The 20,845-nt window shown below is 33.8% G+C and carries 12 protein-coding genes and 4 pseudogenes; 3 read left to right on the top strand and 13 right to left on the bottom strand.

What is annotated here, in order from left to right; all coding sequences use genetic code 11:
* Positions 1–60: 60 nt before the first annotated feature.
* Complete coding sequence (locus tag WKH12_RS03430; protein ID WP_434732011.1) at positions 61–5,787, bottom strand: ankyrin repeat domain-containing protein; 5,727 nt, start codon at positions 5,785–5,787, stop codon at positions 61–63.
* Positions 5,788–6,067: 280 nt separating this feature from the next.
* On the bottom strand, positions 6,068–8,470 hold the full coding sequence (locus tag WKH12_RS03435) for a hypothetical protein (RefSeq protein ID WP_434732012.1): 2,403 nt from the start codon (positions 8,468–8,470) through the stop codon (positions 6,068–6,070).
* A 568-nt stretch (positions 8,471–9,038) separates the two neighbouring features.
* Between WKH12_RS03435 and WKH12_RS03440 the strand changes: the two genes are divergently transcribed.
* From WKH12_RS03440 to WKH12_RS03450, 3 genes are all read left to right on the top strand, one after another.
* The gene (locus WKH12_RS03440) at positions 9,039–10,235 is read left to right on the top strand and encodes an ankyrin repeat domain-containing protein (RefSeq protein ID WP_434732013.1); all 1,197 of its coding nucleotides are present in this window, start codon (positions 9,039–9,041) and stop codon (positions 10,233–10,235) included.
* Between the two features lie 40 nt (positions 10,236–10,275).
* Entirely contained in the window at positions 10,276–10,521 is a 246-nt protein-coding gene (locus WKH12_RS03445) for a hypothetical protein (protein ID WP_434732014.1), read from the top strand.
* 667 nt (positions 10,522–11,188) lie between these two features.
* Positions 11,189–13,147 (top strand): TomO hydrophobic C-terminal domain-containing protein, encoded by a 1,959-nt coding sequence (locus tag WKH12_RS03450; protein ID WP_434732015.1) that lies wholly within the window; start codon positions 11,189–11,191, stop codon positions 13,145–13,147.
* A gap of 582 nt (positions 13,148–13,729) precedes the next feature.
* Here the strand turns inward: WKH12_RS03450 and WKH12_RS03455 are convergent.
* The 11 genes and pseudogenes from WKH12_RS03455 to WKH12_RS03505 all read right to left on the bottom strand — a co-directional run bounded on the left by WKH12_RS03455 (position 13,730) and on the right by WKH12_RS03505 (position 20,768).
* Entirely contained in the window at positions 13,730–14,137 is a 408-nt protein-coding gene (locus WKH12_RS03455; protein WP_434732016.1) for a hypothetical protein, read from the bottom strand.
* 63 nt (positions 14,138–14,200) lie between these two features.
* Positions 14,201–15,690, bottom strand: a pseudogene (locus WKH12_RS03460) (recombinase family protein).
* Between the two features lie 2 nt (positions 15,691–15,692).
* Positions 15,693–16,130 carry a DUF2924 domain-containing protein gene (locus tag WKH12_RS03465; RefSeq protein ID WP_434732017.1) on the bottom strand — a complete coding sequence of 146 codons (438 nt, stop codon included), beginning with the start codon at positions 16,128–16,130 and terminating at the stop codon, positions 15,693–15,695.
* Between the two features lie 36 nt (positions 16,131–16,166).
* Complete coding sequence (locus WKH12_RS03470; RefSeq protein WP_434732018.1) at positions 16,167–16,748, bottom strand: ankyrin repeat domain-containing protein; 582 nt, start codon at positions 16,746–16,748, stop codon at positions 16,167–16,169.
* Positions 16,749–16,929: 181 nt separating this feature from the next.
* Positions 16,930–17,475 carry an ankyrin repeat domain-containing protein gene (locus WKH12_RS03475; RefSeq protein ID WP_434732019.1) on the bottom strand — a complete coding sequence of 182 codons (546 nt, stop codon included), beginning with the start codon at positions 17,473–17,475 and terminating at the stop codon, positions 16,930–16,932.
* A 166-nt stretch (positions 17,476–17,641) separates the two neighbouring features.
* Positions 17,642–18,373: an ankyrin repeat domain-containing protein gene (locus WKH12_RS03480; RefSeq protein ID WP_434732644.1), complete on the bottom strand. Its 732-nt coding sequence runs from the start codon at positions 18,371–18,373 to the stop codon at positions 17,642–17,644.
* 184 nt (positions 18,374–18,557) lie between these two features.
* A pseudogene (locus tag WKH12_RS03485) lies at positions 18,558–18,962 on the bottom strand (phage tail protein); the annotation flags it as partial.
* 10 nt (positions 18,963–18,972) lie between these two features.
* Positions 18,973–19,627: pseudogene (locus tag WKH12_RS03490) on the bottom strand (IS630 family transposase); the annotation flags it as partial.
* A gap of 8 nt (positions 19,628–19,635) precedes the next feature.
* A pseudogene (locus WKH12_RS03495) lies at positions 19,636–19,929 on the bottom strand (transposase); the annotation flags it as partial.
* On the bottom strand, positions 19,871–20,359 hold the full coding sequence (locus WKH12_RS03500) for a transposase (RefSeq protein ID WP_434732645.1): 489 nt from the start codon (positions 20,357–20,359) through the stop codon (positions 19,871–19,873). The pseudogene WKH12_RS03495 and the gene WKH12_RS03500, both read right to left, overlap by 59 nt.
* Positions 20,289–20,768 (bottom strand): helix-turn-helix domain-containing protein, encoded by a 480-nt coding sequence (locus tag WKH12_RS03505; protein ID WP_341822923.1) that lies wholly within the window; start codon positions 20,766–20,768, stop codon positions 20,289–20,291. Before WKH12_RS03505 ends, WKH12_RS03500 begins: the two co-directional genes overlap by 71 nt.
* Positions 20,769–20,845: the final 77 nt, after the last annotated feature.

Consider the following 20,845-nt stretch of genomic DNA (forward strand, 5'->3'; position numbering starts at 1 on the left):
GATGGATGTTAATACTGTTGCCAAATTTACCGGATTATCCATTAATGAAATTAAAAAACTTCAAAAGGATGCAGACCTCCTTCTTAGCTGATTGTCTAATGCAACATTATTTAAGGTGGTTCCTGGTAATGGCGTTCCTATGTCTAGAGCATTGACAAGAAAGGAAAAGGGAGTTTTATTAATTTCAGCTACAGCTTTACGACCAGCACCTGCTTCTATTAGAATCTTAACTGTTTCCTCATTACCACCTTTAACAGCAAAGTACAGAGGAGTATAGCAAAGTATGGTCTTAGCACCCAAATTAGCATTTGCTTTTATTAGAATATCAACTACTTCTGCTGTACCATATCGAGCAGCGTAGTGTAAAGCAGTCCATTTACTCTCTTTAAGTTCAGCATTAGGATCAGCACCTGCTTCTATTAGAATCTTAACTATTTCCTCATTACCACCTTCAACAGCAAAGTACAGAGGGGTATATTCATATCTAGTGGCTTTAATAGAAACATCAGCACCTATTGCTATTAAAGACTTTACATCTTGCACATTACCACTTTTAACAGCAAGGTGAAGAGAAGTGTATTCCCCATCATACTTAAAATTAACAAATTCTTGCAACTCACTATAACTATTTACAGATAAACTGTTGTCAGAAACATCGTGTAGATCATTAGATTGTAAGTGTTTAATACACTCCGTGTGCTCTTCTGTTTTGGCTATTTCAAGAGGAGTACAACCATTCAAATCTTTAACATTAACATCAGCACCTTTACACATTAAACTAAAAACAATCTCATGATGATCTTTTATGGCAGCAAAATGAAGAGGAGTAAACCCTCTTTTATCTATAGCATTAACATTAGCACCACTATTTATTAAATCATTGATAGCAGCACTATGACGAATTCTAACAAATAAGTGAAGTATTGTTCCACCCATATCATCTAAAGATCTGTTTATAATGTCGTTTTGCAATTCATCCAAAGATTCTGGTGAGCTATTACTTTGAGCACTGGAATTCTCGTCTTCCTCTTCATAAACATCATCTTGTCTAGGATTATCAGAGCTTTCCTCACTAATATCATTTGAAGCAGTGTGTTCTACTTCTTGAGAATCTGGACTACTTGACCGTGAGCAACTTTCCTCTGAGCTGCTTTCTCGACTTGAGTCCTGTTGTTCACATGATTCACCGATACCAACAGATGATGGTGTATTTTCTTCACTAGTATCATTACATTCAAAATTGTTTTCTTGTCGTTTCTGATGATCATCTGAAGTTCCATAATTGATATCCATATTTCTTGGCACACTAGCAACTTCAATGTTACCATGCTCGAAGCTGCTTACTTCTCGTGTACTACTTTCACTAGCATTAGAGGATCTAGAAAACCTCTCTTGTTGCTTACTACTTGACCGTACATTAATCAGACTATTTTCCTTGCGATAATTATGCTCCATTCTGATTCTATCTTCATTTCCCTGTTCCAATATACTGGAACTATTGTCAGTACAACTTTGTTGTGATGTACTATCATAACTTTTGTTGCTATCATCTAAGTCATGTGAGTTAGAAATAGATGAACTGGAGCCTTCATCATCATAATAACAATAAGAGCTGGAGTAAGACCTATAGTGGAGGTTATCTTTTATATTATCTATGGTAGAAGATTGTGGTGAACATTCACAAAATACCTCATCCCTTCTAATTTCAATTCCTTTTTGCTGTAATAAGTCAACCATACTACTGCATTTTGGCAGATTTAAATATGATATTAGCATTACACCATTTTCATCTTCAGCATTGATCTCAAATCCTTTTTGTAATAAGAGAACCTTAAAAAGGTTTACAAGATGAAAATTAATAGCATTAGAGTATAATGAGGTAATATTGCACTTATCACTCGCTAAATAATTTAGCAATTCAGCACTATCAACATTTTCTTTTAACAACCTATCAATTACTACTGTATTTAAAAATTTAACAGCAGTGGATAATGCCCCCCTCCTAGTATCATCTTTTAAGTTATTATCATTCAAAAAAAGATCAACTATAGCCTTGCTGCCTTTCCCAATAGCAAAATCTAATGGTGTCATACCATCATCATCTCTAACATTAATATCAACACCATGACTTAACAGCATCTTAACAATATGGTTATAGTTTCTCTCAATAGTACAACGTAATAGTGTTTTACCGTCACTATCTCTTATATTAACATTAACGCCATTTTTGAGCAAACTCTCGACTATTCCTGTATTAAAAGAATTAACAGCAGTAAATAATGCCTTTTTCTTAATATCATCCCCTGAGGTATTATTACAAAGAAGAAGTACTATATCTATGTTGTTTTTCTCAATAGCAAGATCTAATGGCGTTTTACCATTTTTATTTTTAGAGTTAACATCAATCCTGTTACTAAGATATACAATGAGACTTGATCTATTATTTTCAACAGCACAGTGTAAAAGCGTATCACCATTGGAATGACGAACTTGAGGCAACTCCTGACTGTAACTTAATAGTTTATCGAGTCTACCATTTTTCGTGAAATCAAAAAGGCTTTGTACTAAATTACAAGAATTACTTTCATCATCGTAGTCATCAGATAAATAAAGATCTTTAGATAAATCAACATCTTTATAATTACTAGAAGAGATGCACAAATCTCCCTTATCTAAGCGTAATTCATCACCAACCAGAGAACGACTATCCTCCTCATCATCACTAGGAGAGATATACAAATCTTTCTCCAAAATTGATTCTTTTTTTTTGGAGTTATTACTGCAATCCAACCCATTAACTAAACTGTCACTATCACTTGAGCAACTTTCCTCTGATAAATTATCGTTATCATTTTTACCACTAGTGCTAGATGACCTAGAAAATATCTCTTGGTTTTCACTATTTGATTCTACATTATTTAAACTTTTGCTAGCACCTTCCTCAGCACTCTTGTATTTAGAACCACTTTCTCGTTTCCTGGAGTTATTATTACTATTATTGCTTAAACTATTTCCTTTCTCTGAATTGCTTTCTCGATTTGAGTCCTGTTGTTCATACGATTTATAGCTGCTAGCACTTTCCTGTTCCTCGGAATGACTACTATCACTAGTGCTAGATGAGCGTGAGCCTTCTCGTTCTAATGTACTGGAACTCCTTCTAGAATTAGAGCGACTACTACCACTTGTATCATTAGATAATGTCCTATCTTCACTAGCACTCTCATTATTAAGGTTTTGTGGTTGATTACGTAAATCACTAGAGTCGCTAGTAGAGACGGCCCTATCTTCCTTCAGAGTTTGTTCAGTGCTATCTGAACTAGAATTTTTCAGGCTAGGATAAGCACCATTGTCACGTAAATCAGAAGGAGAATTATCTAGTATAACTTTTTTTTCTGGTGGTTTTTGTGTACTTCCATTACTCATTCGTGGCCTTTTATTCACAATATTTTCTCCCTTATTAATAACCTCTTTTCTACTCGAGTTATATTTTGTGGAGTTACTGCTTTGTTCTGAGTTCTCTTTAATAGTGTCGTCTTGTTCAAGATCATTTTCCTGCTCTACACTACTTTTACTAGCACTGAGTGACCTAGGAAATATTTCTTGGCTTTCACTATTTGGTTGTATGTTATTTAAATTTCTGCTAGCACTTTTCTCACTAGTGCCACCATATTCAGAATCACTCTCCTGTTTCTGGAAATTGTTACCATTATTCAAACCGCTTTCCTGACCAGAGTTCTGTCGTTCAAAGGATGCTGATCTCCTTCTTAGCTGATTGTCTAATGCTACACTATTTTTACCCAGCATTGCTGCATCATGTAATAGTGTATAAACTTCTTCTTTTTGAGAGCCCGTACTATCTGACCGTGAGTCATTTGCCTCCGAATCACTTTTTCGATCTGAGTCCTGTTGTTCATACGATTTATCGCTGCTAGCACTTTCCTGTTCTTTGGAATTACTATTATCACTAGTGCCAAAGGATCTAGAAACCCTCTCTCTCTCTGGCTGTTCACTATCATCAGTAAAACTACCGTTCGCGCTACTCCAATTTAAACATAGCTTGGGAATTTTTTGGTTGTTTAAGTATGTATTCAGTTGTTCTGCAGCTCTCTTAAGATTTCCATTGTACTTTAATTCAAACGCAATAAAACAAGTAATTGTTTCTCTCAAATATACAATTAAATCTATAGGACCGTTACCATAGGCATTGTATTCTGATAATGCTGCAAATTTATTATTTGTAAATACACCTAGCATTACCGATTTAAAATAATTTTCGTTGCTAATTAATTCTCTTATTTCACTCAACGCACCTTGTAGCTTTTGCATAAATTGATGTATATTATCTATTGTTAGTTTATCCACATTAATGCTTTTTATTGATTCAAATGTACCTTTAGAAGATTGCCCCCTTTTTTCTTGATGCGAAAGTCGATCTGTGACTACTTTAAATCTGTCTTCAAAGTCTATTTTGCTTTGATCGACTATTACATTAACTCTAACTATTGGGAATTTAACAAAGTTTTCTAATTGAAAAAGACCAAGGCTTTTTACAACAGAACCACTTCTTGTATTCATTCCAGGAGCTTCAATAAAATTTATAATAACACTACCCTCACTTCTAGGTCTCTTTAAAAGAAAGGTGGTATTTTTATCATCATGTACTAAAAAGTACTTTTTTACTTGCTTATCACATTCTTTGAATAAAAGCTGCCCAGCAAATAACCTACTCATGGAACAACGGTTAGTACTGCCTCCTGTATTAGGAATTAGATAGTATAAAGATTTGAATAGCTCTTTTATTGATGCATCATTATGTGAAATTGTACATTCCTGCAATAACTTGAGTGTAATATTTTCTGATCGAATGATCTTTTCACTCTCTACCTTTACTCTTTCACTATCATGAGTAAAGTTTACTCCTACAACTATAGCATTTTCAGATTTAGTTTTCATAGCAATGTCTAAATTACATAAATAACCTCGTTCTTTTATTTGTTCTATACCTTTAGAAGCGTTTTTTTGTGCACCATTATTGGCCTTAAATTCAACTACTATCGGATCGGCGTTTTTTGTACCATTATCTAAGAGAAACATAAGATCTGCATACCCTTTACCAGCAGCACACTCGACCCTGCAATCAATTTTATATTTGCGTTCATAATGCAACATTAGAAAACCAAAAACAAAGCCTTGCTGTGCTGCTTCTTGATTATAGCCATGTATATTTTCCCCACAGTTGAGATTGAATAACAAATCAAGCTTGAAAAACATTCTATCAATACTATGCACAATATCTTTTTTATTCTTTATTGCTTCTAACAAACCTTCGAAAATACATTTTTCTTTATCGGCATCATCTGTTACTTCATCAAAGACATCACAATCATAATTATTATTTGCCACTTCATCACAGGAATTAAGTTTAAGATCACTAAAACCTTCTTCAAGACCACATTCAACAATACCTGGACAAGTAGTGTTTTTTAGAGTAACTTCAATTGTCTTTATTAATTCTTGTTGGTTCTTCTTAAATTTAAAACTTATCTTTAACTTCTTAGCACTATCATCAACTTTGTACCTTATACTCTCAATTTTAATCTCTTTACCCAATTCAGTATAGGGTAGAGCAGCTATGCTATAAAAAAAATAGAGAAAAAACACCCCCTGTGTGCCTTTGTCATGAAAGCGATTTAAAATACCACCTTTTACAACTTCTTCAAACTGCTCTTTAAATTTGCTGAAATCATAATCATACAACAGTTGAATTAACTCACGTTCTTTATTCATATTATTCTATAATTCTTTGTAATTATTACTCATTCTTTACCCGCGCTTAGGTTCTTTTTAAAGTTTTTAAATCTTGACTTTTAACATTATACATTAGCTCAAGCTTGCACTTATTTTTTTCCAATATACTAGTTAACTACTTAACTTTTTTATAATTGAAGTAAAATGCAAGTTACTATCTAACTTTATGTTCCAGAATATTTTACACACCATATTACTCTTCCAAGCACTATCTAATTGGCTTTTAATTTTTCCCTTTCAATTAGTAAACAATTAAAACTTAAATAACTAACTTCCTCCCTTTATCTGAACCATATGACTCCCTTACTATATAGTCCCTGTCTTCTGTACCATTGGAAAGATATATTTTTTTTACTCTTATTTTTTGCAAACTTGATCCAGGGCTATCAGACAGTGCCACTTTTTTCCGTGATTCTCCTTCAGCATTTTCAGTACTCTCACGTAATCTTTTTTTTTGCTTACCACCAAAAGCATCTTCAATCTCTTTATGTTTTTGTTTTGGTAGTAAAGCTTTACATTCCTTTAAAAGTTCTTCACGGTCTTTTTTAGATATATTAACCCATTCTAAAAAGTTTTTTACTGTGTGTACCTTTCCTGCTTTTATCTTATTGATACAAAAATTTACTGCCTTGTTTCCATTTGTAAAATCTTTCTTAAACTCATCAATTTTATTCTTATTGCCTGAAAAACACCAGTTTAAGAATTCACCAGCTAATTCACCTTCTGCTTGATCAAGAAGAAAATCAACACAAACATTGCGCCTTCTTGTATTTTCAAGTTGCTTCCCTTGAAAGTAAGTTCTAAAATTATTCTCCTCTAAATCACCCCACTTAATCAATTCTTTCTGATATATTTGCCATTTACATCTACCATTATTTAAGTTTGAAATAGCACTCATTATATTTGCCATGCCTGTACAAGATAATACTAACTTTTTTTTAAATGCTTTACAACAAGTATCTATGTCACTTTCATCAGAAAAATACCACTTTAAAAATTTATCATATAAACCTTTATTATCTTTCGTACATAAACTAACAAAAATGTTGCGTCCTCTATTTTTGAAAAGTAGTTTTTTAAACTCGTCTTTGTTACCTGGAATCATATTGAAAAATTCTTTAAACTTTTCGAATTTATCATTACTGACTAGGTAAGTACAAATTTCTAAACCTTTACCAGAAAGGATTAGATCCTCCATAAATTTTTGATCTTTTTCAACCCCAAAACACTTTTCAGCAACAAGCGCAAGTAAACTAGGTGTACAATACTTAAGTGGCAGACCTTGATAGGCTCTAACATAACGAGCTAACTCTTCTTTTTCCTTAGAGGTAGCACTACCTAAAATTTCTTTAATCTTTTCTTTATCAAATTGAAATAAGTGTGGTGAAAGTAATTTTTCTGCTCTATTGATTTTTTCATCCATTTCATTAATTTTCTTCCAAAATTTCATGAAGGTTTCTTGACAACTACTGTCACCTTCAGCAACTTTACTAGCAACATTAGCCAATAGAGCTTGACAAACAGACTGTGGAGCAGGATATTTGTTCCATATATATTCAACTATTTTATCATACTCTCCTGATCGTAAAGTCACAAGATGATTTAATATATCATAACAGCATATTTCATACAAATTATCCTTATCCTTATTACTCATTTTACGAAGCAATTTACATAAAACAGGAGTGTAATAAGTATAAGAGCTGCAAGATGAACTTGTACTTGCTGCAATTACTGCTAAAGCTACAAAATTTATTGTTGGTTTTTGCTCTAATTTAGATAAATCATTTAATAAGTATTCTACCGCTACTTCATTTCCATCTTCTACTGAGGACTCAAGTAAACATTCATAATTTTTTTCTATCCATTTCTCCTCTTCCCTTGCCATTTTAATAGTCCAAAACCTTGTTAGGAGACTTGACTCCTTGTTCTTAATAGATCTCTTTTCTTCTTCTCCTAATTCTTTGTCCCATAATTTTCTTATAGAATCTTCAAGGCAATAAAGACATGCTAGCTCATAACTTTTGCAATTATCTAGAAGCTTGCTATCCACAAAAAGCTTTGCTGTTTCTTTTTTATCAATCACCAAATCTTCTGTCCAACGAAGAAAATTTGTTTTAATCAAAGCATTGCCTAACTCATCAGAAAAAAAAGAAATATGCTGTCCAAGCCACTCTAACAGTCGTAAATATGAAAGTTTTGTCATTCCTATTATTTTTATATCTTTTTCTTTGCTTTCTTCCGAATCTGTTAGATCTTGTTCTTGTTTTACTGGATCCATTTGCTCTGATTTTACGTTAATCTTTCTATACTCATCTACTATAATCTTTTCGTAAGTAATCTTAATACCTGATGTTTCTAAAGACCTAATTTCTTCTTTAGAAACGTCAATCTGCATCGGACTTAGTGGCTCCTGTTTTATTTCATCTTCATACCCAGGTTTTCCAATACTTGGTGGCTCCTGTCTTATTCTCTGATATTCTTTTTTTATAACATTTATATATATATTATAAATATCTTCAGTATTATATTTTAAACATCTTTCCTTAGATTTTCTAAGTTTACTTAAAAGACCCTGTCCTTCGATTCCTAGCATGAGTTCCTCCACAAATTTACTCGAAGAACCGTCAAAGAAAATATGTAACCACTGCTCATCTAACATGTGCACCTCTTATTGTTTTTATCATTATGTTAACTATTGCATGATAGTAGGAAAAATTAGAGAAGCAAGATATTTTTAAGCATATCTCAGATGAATATCTATTAATTTAATATTATGTTTATTAAAATATAAACAACATAATTATTTTCAGCAATAAAAACCAAAGGTTGTGAGAACAATTTTTTTTGGGATGGGTTGGTCTACCGCTTGTTCTGTGTGAACTTTTAATATAGTAATTCTACTATACCGCAAAACCAGCTATATTAGCCTATTTTTGTGATATTTAGGTGCGAACTAACGTACCTAGCTTTATTGCAAAAATTTCACACCTTTATTTGCACAACCCTATTTTTACACAACGCGTTCTCACGAATATACGTAGTTTTTTGTGATTTTTGGAGGAGTAAATAATTGAAAATTTTGTGGTGCTGAAGATAAGGTATGTTTCTGAAGCTACAGTGAACTAAAGCAATTGCTAATAATCTTATATAAAACACAAGGAAGTTTATAAATATTGACTTTCTCATTAAAATATGCAATAATTAAATTATATTGTTAGGAGGAGATCATGGATTTACAATCGGAAAAGTGGAAAGAAATATTAAGTGCAGTAGATGCTGACAATGATTTAAATGAGAGTAATGTATTTGACAAAATAAAAGAGAAGTTAAAAGCAGCAGATTTAAGCGAATATGAAAGGTGGAAAGAAGTTGATTTTAACTTAAGGTATTCATATCTAGGGTTCGAACATAATACAATTTTTTATTTAGCTGCTAAAAATGGCTATATGAAGACAGCAAAAGCCCTGTTAGACAGAGAGGTTGATGTTAATTGCGAAAATATAATTGGAGTAACTCTTTTACAACATGCTGTTAGAAGTGGCTCTATAGAGATAGTGAATGCTCTAATAGAAAAAGGAGCTAATGTTAATGCTGCAAATACAAGTGGATTTACTCCTTTACTTCAAGCCGCTGTATGTGGCCATATAGAGATAGTGAATATTCTAATAGAAAAAGGAGCTAATGTTAATGCTGCAGATGAAGGGGGATTTACTCCTTTACTTCAAGCCGTTAGATGTGGCCATATAGAGATAGCGTATACTCTAATAGAAAAAGGGGCTGATGTTAATGCTGTAGAAGAACATTCTCAATATACTCTATTACATCGTGCTGTTGAAACAGGTAATGCAGAAGTAGTAAAAGCTCTAGTCGAGAAAGGGGCTGATTTTACTCGTACTGCATTTGGAACTACTCCTTTGAATCTTTGTGGATATCGAAGTCTGGACATAGGAGAAATTCTAATTAGGCATACTTTAATAAAGAATCCTAGAATGAAAAAGCCAAACTCTTTAATAGAAAAACTGTCAGAATATTGGGACAGGTGTCTAGATGAAGTAAAAAAAATGCAAAAAGAAAAGATCGATGGTAATGTTACATTTTATGATATTTTGACAAGCAAGGATGACAACAAATTAGCGCGTTATATACGGAACAAAAATATAGTAGAAGTATTGGAAGAAAGTGACTACAAAAGTGAGTTTCCTATGTATGCTGGTGAAATAGAAAATCAATATCAGAAAGGAATCAAAAGAGAGAATTTATTGAATGAGGGTACAGTACGCATTCAAAACTCTGATATCGGAGGTAAATTGCCTGAAGAAATTTGTAGAAAAGTGGCTAAATATCTTAGCAATACTGACATACAGAAACTAAATGACAGTGCTTCAGCCTTCAGGAGACCTAGCAAGGGAGGAAACATAACGTAAAGCAATAAAAACTAGTGTTATTTGTGGTGTTATAGCTGCATTGACAGTCGGTGTTGGGTTTGGTATTGCCAATGTCGGGTTATCAACGTTAGTTATAGCTGGCATAGCTGCTACACTGGTAGTTGGAATTGTTGCTTTTGGTATTACGTATGCGGTATCAAGACCTAGTGACAAGCTAAATGAAACCTACTCAAGGCGGCATTTGCCCAACCAACTAGATCACCTTTCTTCTCTTGATAATAGATGGATTAGGGTTATAGGTAAATTAAAGCTTTTAAAAAAGTAATACAGTGAATATAATAAAATAAATGTATAAGTTGCACGTGAGAGTTTATGACTATTGACCATTACGGAGTATTAGCAATGAGTAAGGATGTTAATAAGGAAGCTATTTTCTATGGAGCAGTGGGAGCAACTTTCTGTTTATTCTGCTGAAGTGGCTCCATGCAGGTTTGCTGTAAAAACTTCAGCAGCTTTTGCACTTCTTTAAAGCATAATCCATCATATTCTTATAATAGTGATATTAAATATAGATGGTGGTTCTCAATTTTGTTGATCTATAGTAAAATCAGTTCAAACTCGCAGTTGTAAGAAATTTTTTCACCTACAGCTAATCGACGAAAGATTTCTCTAGAAAGGATAAATGAAGTATAAAATGGCTTTAAAAAAGGTAGAAAAATGTCAAAGTCATATAGTGAAGATTTGAGAGAACGTGCTTTGAAAGTAGTAGACAAAAAATGATTATGGAAAAGATAAGCAAGATGTTCAAAATTGATAGAAAAACAATATATTGATGAAGGAAAAGAAACAAGAAACATAAAACCATCTTCAGGCTATCAAAAGGCACATAGTCTTAAGATCAAAGATTTATTCTGAAACCATACTCAATTTTACTTGATGTAATCGTTATTTAGTGATATACTAATTAAATAGGTTTGAGGTGAATAAACATCATGTTAGGAAACACAATTATTGATGGCGGTGGTCAACAAGCTAATTTTGATTTATCAAGGAATAGTCTAGCCTTTATTTCTTGCTCTAGCCAGGATGATAAATCGCTAGGACAAGTAGTACAGTCTATTATTGGCAAAGTTGACTCTAATAAAATCGCAGAAATTAGCGAGTTCTTCTCAGGAAGAGATGGCAAAGAAGGTTGGTATGATAATACAGGAATACACTTCTCATTATTTGATTTATGTTCTGAGAATGATGATAGCGGTAACAGCAGAAATAAGCCTATAGTTAAGGTTCAAGGTAAAGGTTCAGCATTTTCTAATGAATTAAAAGAAATGTTTGAATTGATAAGTAAAGAAAATAGAGATGTACTCTGCATTAGAAGGCGTCCTGTAGAACAAGGGCAACATGAAAATCACTGGGTTGTTTTCTACTTTTTTGTAGATCAGAATAAAAAAAATATATTATTTGTAGATGCTCAGAATCCAGCTATAGGTGAGGAAAATAGCTTTAGAGGTTGTATTAATGACTTCTTAACCCAACAAGATTGTAATCTATATGTTTCAAACACTCAATTTCAAAAGGATGACTACTCGTGCGGTCTTATAGCATCTGAAATAGCAAGAATGCTCTGGAATGATCATGAAGGAGTAAAAAAAGTTTTATCTCAATATACACCAATAAATAGAGAAAAAGTTGAACTTGCCTCTCTAATGGGTAATAAGTTTGAACAGTTAACTAATCTTTGTTCAACAAAGAGATCTATTAATTACGGTAAGATAAATAAAGAGTTTAATGCTACTAGCATCAGAACAGCACACTTTGCAACGGCATTGTATATTGGTCTAAACAGATTGTTCGGCAAAAGTACCCAAGATATAAAGGAGTCGATTGAAAAAATTAGGTCATGTTTTATTGATAATCTCGATAATGTTGCTTCGTTTAATGAGCAAATAAAAAAAATATCTCAAGGAGAACGTAAAATGCCGAAAACTCAAAAACTTAAAAGTCCTCAAGAAACTACTACGGGTAGCTCTGATGTAAAAGCAAATGATACTATTCTCTTTCCTGTCCAGCAGAAAATAAGTGATGATATTCACACAGATGAAAGCTCAGAGTATGAAGGTAATGATAGTTTGGAGCAAAATGCTTCATCTCTAGAACAGTTAGAAAATACTCTTCAAAATCAAGATCTTGAAGATATATCATTGCAGCAGATATTTTCGTACAAAGACATAAATCTTACTCTTTCTAGTCAATTACCCCAATGTAAGGCTCAGCTTGCTACTTCAGACAGTTATGCTCATTCAGACAGTTATGCTCAAAAATTATCACAAGAGATTAAAAGTCTTACTGATGAACGAGATGAATTATCCGAAACTATTTCTATGCAAGAACAGAAGATTGAAAATCTTAATCATCAAAACGTTCAACTTGGAGAAGAAAGAGATTTGACTTTGGCTCAAAGGGTGGAACAAGAGGATGAACTTCAAAGGACAAAAGCTCAGCTTGAGCGGAAAGAAGGGGAGCTGAATAGAGCACAGCAAGACTTGGCTAGACTACAAGAAAACTCGAGGCAACAAAGAATTGCCGATGATCTTACTAGAAAAAATAACCAGCTTATGGAAGACAAAGCTCTGTTAAGTAGCCAATTTGATGATTTTCGCTCTCGTAAAGATCTTGAGGATGAAAATACAAAACTCCCAGTAGCAAGTGATCAGAGTAGAAAACAGAGTAACTATGCTTCTGCTGCTTTTGTAATAGCTGGAGTGTTTGCTGTTGGTGCAAGTTTAACAATACTTTATTTAGCAATATGTCTCACACTTGCTGTAGCTGCATCAATTTTTCTTATAGCAGGGGGTTGCTGTTTATATAAAGCAAATACAGCACTTAGCGATGTTAAAGCTGATCAAATTGTAAGCGGTGCTAATCTTGTAGGTGCACTTAATAATTTTTAGAGTTTTCAACTTGTATCTGTTTGGTTTTTAGCAAGTTTAAAAGTATGTGCTGTGAGCCCTAAGCTCAAGTTAGGGAAGTAAGTTAATATTACAGGAAGCCTTCTAAAGAAGTTATCTTATAAAGTAAGGAGAAGCTCCTCCACAATATCCTGACTATGACGATGAGTAATAGAGTTTAGGTGTTACTTCCTATCAAATTCTTCTTAAATCTTATTCTTTTAAACTTTGTAGTACGTTAAAGAAAAAAATAACCCTCAGAGGTGACCTTACAATCGCATTTTAGGCTTTAGATGTACTTTTCAAGGTCATCTCTTACAACTATTTCTGTAAACCCCATAAAAACCCTAGCAAATGAATCTGTGGATTTAACGGCGTAAAGGACTTCAAAAATGCCAATTGTTTTGTTAGCAAGTAGTAAAATTTTCATATTTTTCGAGTATACACATTTTATGCCAGATTCAAAAAAGGCTGAGTGGTAAGTTGTTCTACATCTTCAACTTTTTCGAGTTTGGTATTGGGCTTTATAAAGATTGTACAGCGCAAAACCTACATAAGCCAATCCAACAATCCCGCCAATTACCGCTATAACGTGCATTTCCAGGATATAGCAACACTACTCACTAATAACGCTGTACCAACAAAACCAGTTAAGATTGTTTGTCTTTGCTGCGTTGTTTTTATTGATGGGTTGTCTTTTTTGTCTGTTGCATCGCCATCAAAACATACAGCTAAAGAGGGGCTGTCAGTGGCATTTGGCGTTTCTATTGAGGAGTTTTGGGCTTTTTCGCTGGTTTCACATGTAGGTTGAAGTGTATTAAGATCATCACTATTTTCGTTGATATTTTCACACAATTGAGTGTCGATTTCTGTAGCTTTTTCAGCATTAGTTTGTTCTTTTACCTCAACATCTTTTGGTACATCAGAGGTCCTTGATTCCTCTGTATCAACTGCAGTAGCGGCAATTTGGCTACCTTTCTTATTTCTCAGCAATACCTTTCAATAGTTTTGGTGTTCATAGTTTCTCTCCTTTTGTTGTTTTTATAAATGGTGTAATTACGCCGCTAATCCATAAAATTTCTCTAGTTGCTCACTCCATAACATCGGTATTTCCCTCAAGTCAGCTAACTTCAAACCCCTTGGCTGTCTCCCATTTATTATGTCTTCCTTAATCTTCGGAGCTAAATAATTCAATCTTAAAATTTGTTGTATTCGCCTTCTGCCTATCTTTATTTTCGCGCTCAGTTCTTTCACACTTCTATATTTTCCTTCCTCCAGTTGCCGTTTCCACAGATGGGCTCTCACCACTGCTTTCAGTAGCGCATTGTTTGTTTTTCCTTCTGGCTCTATTACCGTGCATTTGTTTGCTTTCTTCTTTAAACTCATTGCTATAAATTCTTTTATGCCACCTGAACATACCTCCATTCCGTTTTCCCTTACCAATACTATTTCTATTAATTTTTTTACCGCTTCTTTCTGCTTCCCTGGATTTAAATTTCCCCATTCTTCAACCTTTTCTCCCCAATTTTCATATAATTGCTCTGCTTTTTTCATTACCTCTTTTTCTATTTCTCCTGCTACTATTGTTCGGGTCACTGATTTACAACCTCTTCCACTTAAATGATTGTTACATACATAATATCGGTACCTTTTATTTTCCTTTTTTGAGTATGTCAGTGTCATATTTACGTCACAGCTCTTGCACTTGATTATCCCCTTTAGTAGTGCCTCTTCATATTTTTTGCCTTGATAAGGCTGATTCTTTATCAACTCTTGTGCTTTTTGCCATTTTTCCTCTTTTATTATTGCTTCATGCTTTCCCTCATACTGTTTGTCATAATGTCTTATCTTTCCCACATATATTGGATTTGTTACTATTCTCCTTACTGTCGCTTTTTTAAAGATATCAGACCTTGTTCGGTATCCTTCTCTGTTTAATTCCCTTGCCAATTCTGCCATTGACTTCAGCTCCAAATATCTTTCAAATATATGCTTCACTGTCTTTGCTTCTTTCTCATTTATTATTAATTCTTTATCTTTTACATCATACCCTAGTGGCAAAGTTCCTCCCATCCATAGCCCTTGTTCTTTCGATGTTGCTATTTTATTTTTTACCCTCTCTACTATCATTTCTCTTTCTAGTTGCGCTGCTCCTGATAACACTGTTTGCACAAATTTTCCCATTGGCGTATTATTGTCAAATATTTGTGTTACCGCTACAAAACTTATCCGGTGCCTTCTAAAAAATGACGTTACTTCTATGCAGTCCTTTGTTTCCCTTGATAACCTATCGAGCGTATACACTACCACACAGTCCACTTCTCCTGCCTTTACATCTTCAAACAATTCCTTTATGCTGGTCTATTTAAATTACTCCCTGAAAACCCACCGTCGTCGTACTTTTTTGCCAGTGCTACCCATCCTTCTTTGCTCTTTATGTATTTTTCACATGCTACTCGCTGCGCGTCCAGGCTATTAAACTTTTGTTCTAGTCCATCTTCATTTGATTTTCTTGTATATATCGCGCACCTTACCTCTTTTAGCATTCTCAACTTCCCTTTTTATCACGCATGCCAAACAACAAAGGTCCGTTGTAACTCATCCCCATTATTTTGCCTGCCACTGCCGATAATGACGTATAAAACTCTTCTCGATAGATCAAACCATTATCTGTTACCATTACAACGTGGACTTCTTCACCTCTTTCTAATATCAACTCTGTTCCCACTGCTGGCAGTTTATCGCTACTTATCCTTTTTCCCTTCTCTAGTCGATCTGCTAGGTATTCTAGTCTTTTTGATCCTTTTCTTGACATTTCTCCATATTCTTCCTCCTGCATTCTATAAGCTAATCTTGGTATCAGATATTTCCTCGAATGTTGCGGTGCTTCTTCCCCAAATACCTTCTTCCATATTTTCCTCAGTTCTACTAATGGTTTCTCTCCTAAATTCCTTACTTTCTTTTCTATTTTTTCCTTTTTTTCCATAATTCTCATACCACTTTTCCTCAGTCTTTAATCTCTTTATAGCACCTCATCCATATCTTCTTCTTTCAGCTCCTCCTTTGCCACTATCACACCAACTGCCATACTTTCCGATACAACCCTTATTCTTTCTATAAACTCCCTCTGTTTATTTGCCATTTTTACGTTCTCTAACACTTCTTTTATCTCTTTATTATTTCTCGCATAATACATTGGGGTTTTGCCAAATTTATCTTTTTGTTCTACATTCGCTCCTGCTTTTACTAGCTCTTCTACTATTTTTATTTCACTTACCATGCAGGCAAGGTGCAACGGAGCAAATTTGCTACTTCGTTCCACTGCGTTTACCTCTACTCCTGCCTTTATCAGCTCTTTTGCATTTTCTACACGTTGCCCCATTACTGCTAAGTGCAATGGTCTATATTGTCCTGCATCCGCCACATTTATATCTGCTCCTTTTTGGATTAATAACCTCACTTTTTTTGGATCTAAAATTCCTACTGCATAATGCAATATTGTTCTTTCCTTCTTGTCTCTTTTATTAATATTTTTAAATGAGCTCTCTACTAATTCTTTCCACCACTTATTAAATTCTTCCTTGCTTCTTTTACTAAATCTCATAATTACCCCAATATTAAACCATTATAAAATCGCCATTTTGGCTTACTTTAGCGCCTGGTAAGTTTTTTATATTTACCAACCACTTTTTCACTTAGGGCTGTTTTGGCATAAAAAGCAAGTTTTTTTTTACAAAATTTACACATTTTTTCCGCATATTATATTAAAATATAAATCTATATCTTTAATCTATTAATAATAGCTCTTTTATTATCTCCTTAGTCTTTGCCATATATGCCAGATCTATTGGCGTGTATCCTTTTTGGTCTTTCGCATTTATGTCACCTCCCGCTTCTAATATTGCCCTCACATTCTCTATTTCCCTCATAAATACTGCTTCATGTAGGGGGGTCCTTCCTATGTAGTTCCCAGTATTAACATTTGACCCTGCTTTTATTAGCTCCCTTACCGTCTCTTCATATCCCATTAGGCTCGCATAATGTAATGCCGTATTTCTTCTACCGTTTCTAGCATTTACATCTGCTCCTTCCTCCAACAGTACTTTTACATTCTCTACCTTTCCATAGAATGCTGCTAAGTGTAATGGTGTTTCTCCGCTTTTGTTTTCTATATTTGTTTTTGCTCCCTTTTCTATCAGTAACTTTATTACTTCTGGCTCTGACACTTGTGCTGCTCGGTGCAATACTGTTTCCCCTTTTTCATCTTTTTCATTTATTCCACGAAATGAATTCTCCTTTAATTTTTCCAGTCTTTTATTTAAATTGAACATCTTCGTTACCCCACTATAAAAACCACAAAATTTTAGCTCTTGGTAAATTTTTTTTGTTTACCTACCACTATTCCAGCTATGCCTGTTTTACCATCAAAAGCAAGTTTTTTTTTACAAAATTTACACATTTTTTTCGTATGTTATATTAAAATATAAATTTATATACTTAATATCTTAAGTCTCCCTCCAACACTTCATTTATCATTTCGTTCACTCGGCTCATTATCTTGCTTGCTAAATTTTTACACTCTTCCTTTATTAGCTCCTTATCTCTCTTTCTTATTTCTTCTATCTCTATTATTTTTAACTCCGGTAAATAGCTTCTATCCAACATATATGCTATTTCTTCCACTAAACTCTCTATTTCATAGCATGTCACTTTTCTACTTTTTGTTATTCCGCCTTGTTTTCCTAGGAATTTCCTCGCCTTCTCATTCTCTCCATTATCCCATAGACCATACCTTTCACTTTCCCATATGTAATACATTGGTGTTGCACCATATTTATCCAGTTGATTAACTGCAGCTCCTGCCTTTACCAGCTCTCTTATTATTGCAATGCCTGCCCCTATCCTACATGCAGAGTGTAGCGGTGCACATCCACCGATATATTGAGTGGCATTTACTTCTGCTCCTCCCCTTACCAGCACTTTTATATTTTCTAAACTTCTCGCAAATACTGCGCAGTGCAGTGGTGTATAACCCTTTTTATCTCTTGCATTGATTTCTGCTCCTTTTTCTATTAATAACTTCACTGTTTTGCGATCGGAGATTTCAACTGCATGGTGCAATACTGTTTCCCCTTTTTCATCTTTTTCATTAATATTCTTAAACGAGTTCTTTAATAATTCATAAAATGACTTATTAAAAGCTTCTCTCTTTTCCTCGCTAAACCTCATAACATACCTCACTATAAAAACATACGCCAATTTGGCTTTCTTTAGTGCAAGATCAATTTTTTTTGTTTACTTGCTACTATTTAAGTTATGCGTGTTTTGGTATAAAAAGGCAAGTCTTTTTTCGCGTAGTACACCTTTTTTAACTAAATACTAATATAGTATATGAAGATATAAATATATATGTTTAGTATATTAAGCATATGGGCTGTCTTTCTTTCCAAGACCTGTTCAAATGTCGATGTTCGTGCCACGTTAGTACACCTGGGTAAAACACTAAAATGTAATTTTCTAACTCCTGTATTGAATCCTTTTGCTCTGAATTTAAATCGCTTTCATAATGAACATAGTGCTCTGCTATACCAAATCTTATAACTTTTTGGTTGGTAAAATCTTCTACCTTGTAATGATGAGTAACGCTAAACCTTTCTAAAATTGGCTTGTATTTTAAATTCCACACTTGTTCAGATAGCTTATCACTTCCTAGTAAAAACCTTTTTCCCCTCTCTTCTATACTACTTACTGGAAAACATGCGTTTATTTCTCCTAAACTCCAACTGTCCGATAATACTATCTGCGCTTTTGCAAACTTATACCAAATCTCATAAATAAGTAGGCAAATAACTCACAGAACAAATGGTTTTGATCGAACTTTCCGTAATATTACGAATGAATGCACATACAGTATCCTCCAATAAACTAACAGAGTCATATATTCTATTTTTAATGAGATTGTCTTTCAAATATTGCCATAAACGCTCTACTGGATTTAACTCTGGTGAATATGGAGGTAAATAGATTAAGGTAATATTTTGTGGTATTTTTAAACCTTTGGATCTATGCCATCCTGCACAATCCACAACAAGAAATGCCTCCCTTGTTCCTAAATATTGTGACATCTGCTCAAGGAATATATTCATACAATCAGTATTGACGTTTGGTACGAATAAGCTAGAACTCTCTCGATTTCTAGGATTAACTGCACTATAGAGATAAAAGTTTTGCCTACCTAATTTTACCTTAACCTGTGTCCTAATGCCTTTTTTAAACCACCCGTGTCCAATCTTTGAATGTGTGCCAAACCGCGACTCATCGAAGAAAAATAGCTCTTTTTCGGGATACGTGACAATAGTTTCATTAAGATTTTTTTTTAAACTCTTCTTGTTTATTTTTATCCTGTTTATTGTGCACAGGCCTTGGAGTAATATACGAAAAACCTAACTTTTGCATCAGTCTATGTGCTGTAGACTTACTTATACCAAATCTCATAAATAAGTAGGCAAATAACTCACAGAACAAATGGTTTTGATCGAACTTTCCGTAATATTACGAATGAATGCACATACAATATCCTCCAATAAACTAACAGAGTCATATATTCTATTTTTAATGAGATTGTCTTTCAAATATTGCCATAAACGCTCTACTGGATTTAACTCTGGTGAATATGGAGGTAAATAGATTAAGGTAATATTTTGTGGTATTTTTAAACCTTTGGATCTATGCCATCCTGCACAATCCACAACAAGAAATGCCTCCCTTGTTCCTAAATATTGTGATACCAATTCTCAATAATAATGAGACAAATGAAAAAGAGTGCTTTCCGCCTATAAATGGAGGTTTAAGTGAATTTATCGTATATTCTATTTGTCTTCCCAATAACGAAGTTTGGTATGACATCTGCTCAAGGAATATATTCATACAATCAGTATTGACGTTTGGTACGAATAAGCTAGAACTCTCTCGATTTCTAGGATTAACTGCACTATAGAGATAAAAGTTTTGCCTACCTAATTTTACCTTAACCTGTGTCCTAATGCCTTTTTTAAACCACCCGTGTCCAATCTTTGAATGTGTGCCAAACCGCGACTCATCGAAGAAAAATAGCTCTTTTTCGGGATACGTGACAATAGTTTCATTAAGATTTTTTTTTAAACTCTTCTTGTTTATTTTTATCCTGTTTATTGTGCACAGGCCTTGGAGTAATATACGAAAAACCTAACTTTTGCATCAGTCTATGTGCTGTAGACTTACTTACCTCAATAGAAAACATTTTCTCAATTATGATTTTTAATTTCTTAGCCGTTAGGTTGGCTCCTTCTTCTGCTATGACATTTTTAATTTCTTCTTGCTGCTTGTAGCTCAACTTCGGCTTTACTCCACGTCCTGGTTGTATTTTAAACGCATTGACTCCTCCTTCCTTAAATCTTGTAATCCACTTCATCAATGTAGTTCTAGTAATTCGGTATATTTGAGCAACTTTTGTTATTCCATATTCTTTTGCAGATATTATTGCCTGTAATCTTCTTCCTATCTCTCCTCTTATGCCGTGCTTCTTTAATTCCAGGTTACACTTATTATATAATTCTTCTCCTATTGCTTTACTTTTTCCTGCCATAACTCCCCACTAATTCTTAAATTATTCTATTTTAGAAATTTTTCTTTATTCCTCTATTTATTTTTAGGAATTGGTAT

The sequence above is a fragment of the Wolbachia endosymbiont of Zygogramma bicolorata genome (assembly GCF_051130665.1).
In the GTDB taxonomy this organism is placed as follows: Bacteria; Pseudomonadota; Alphaproteobacteria; order Rickettsiales; family Anaplasmataceae; genus Wolbachia.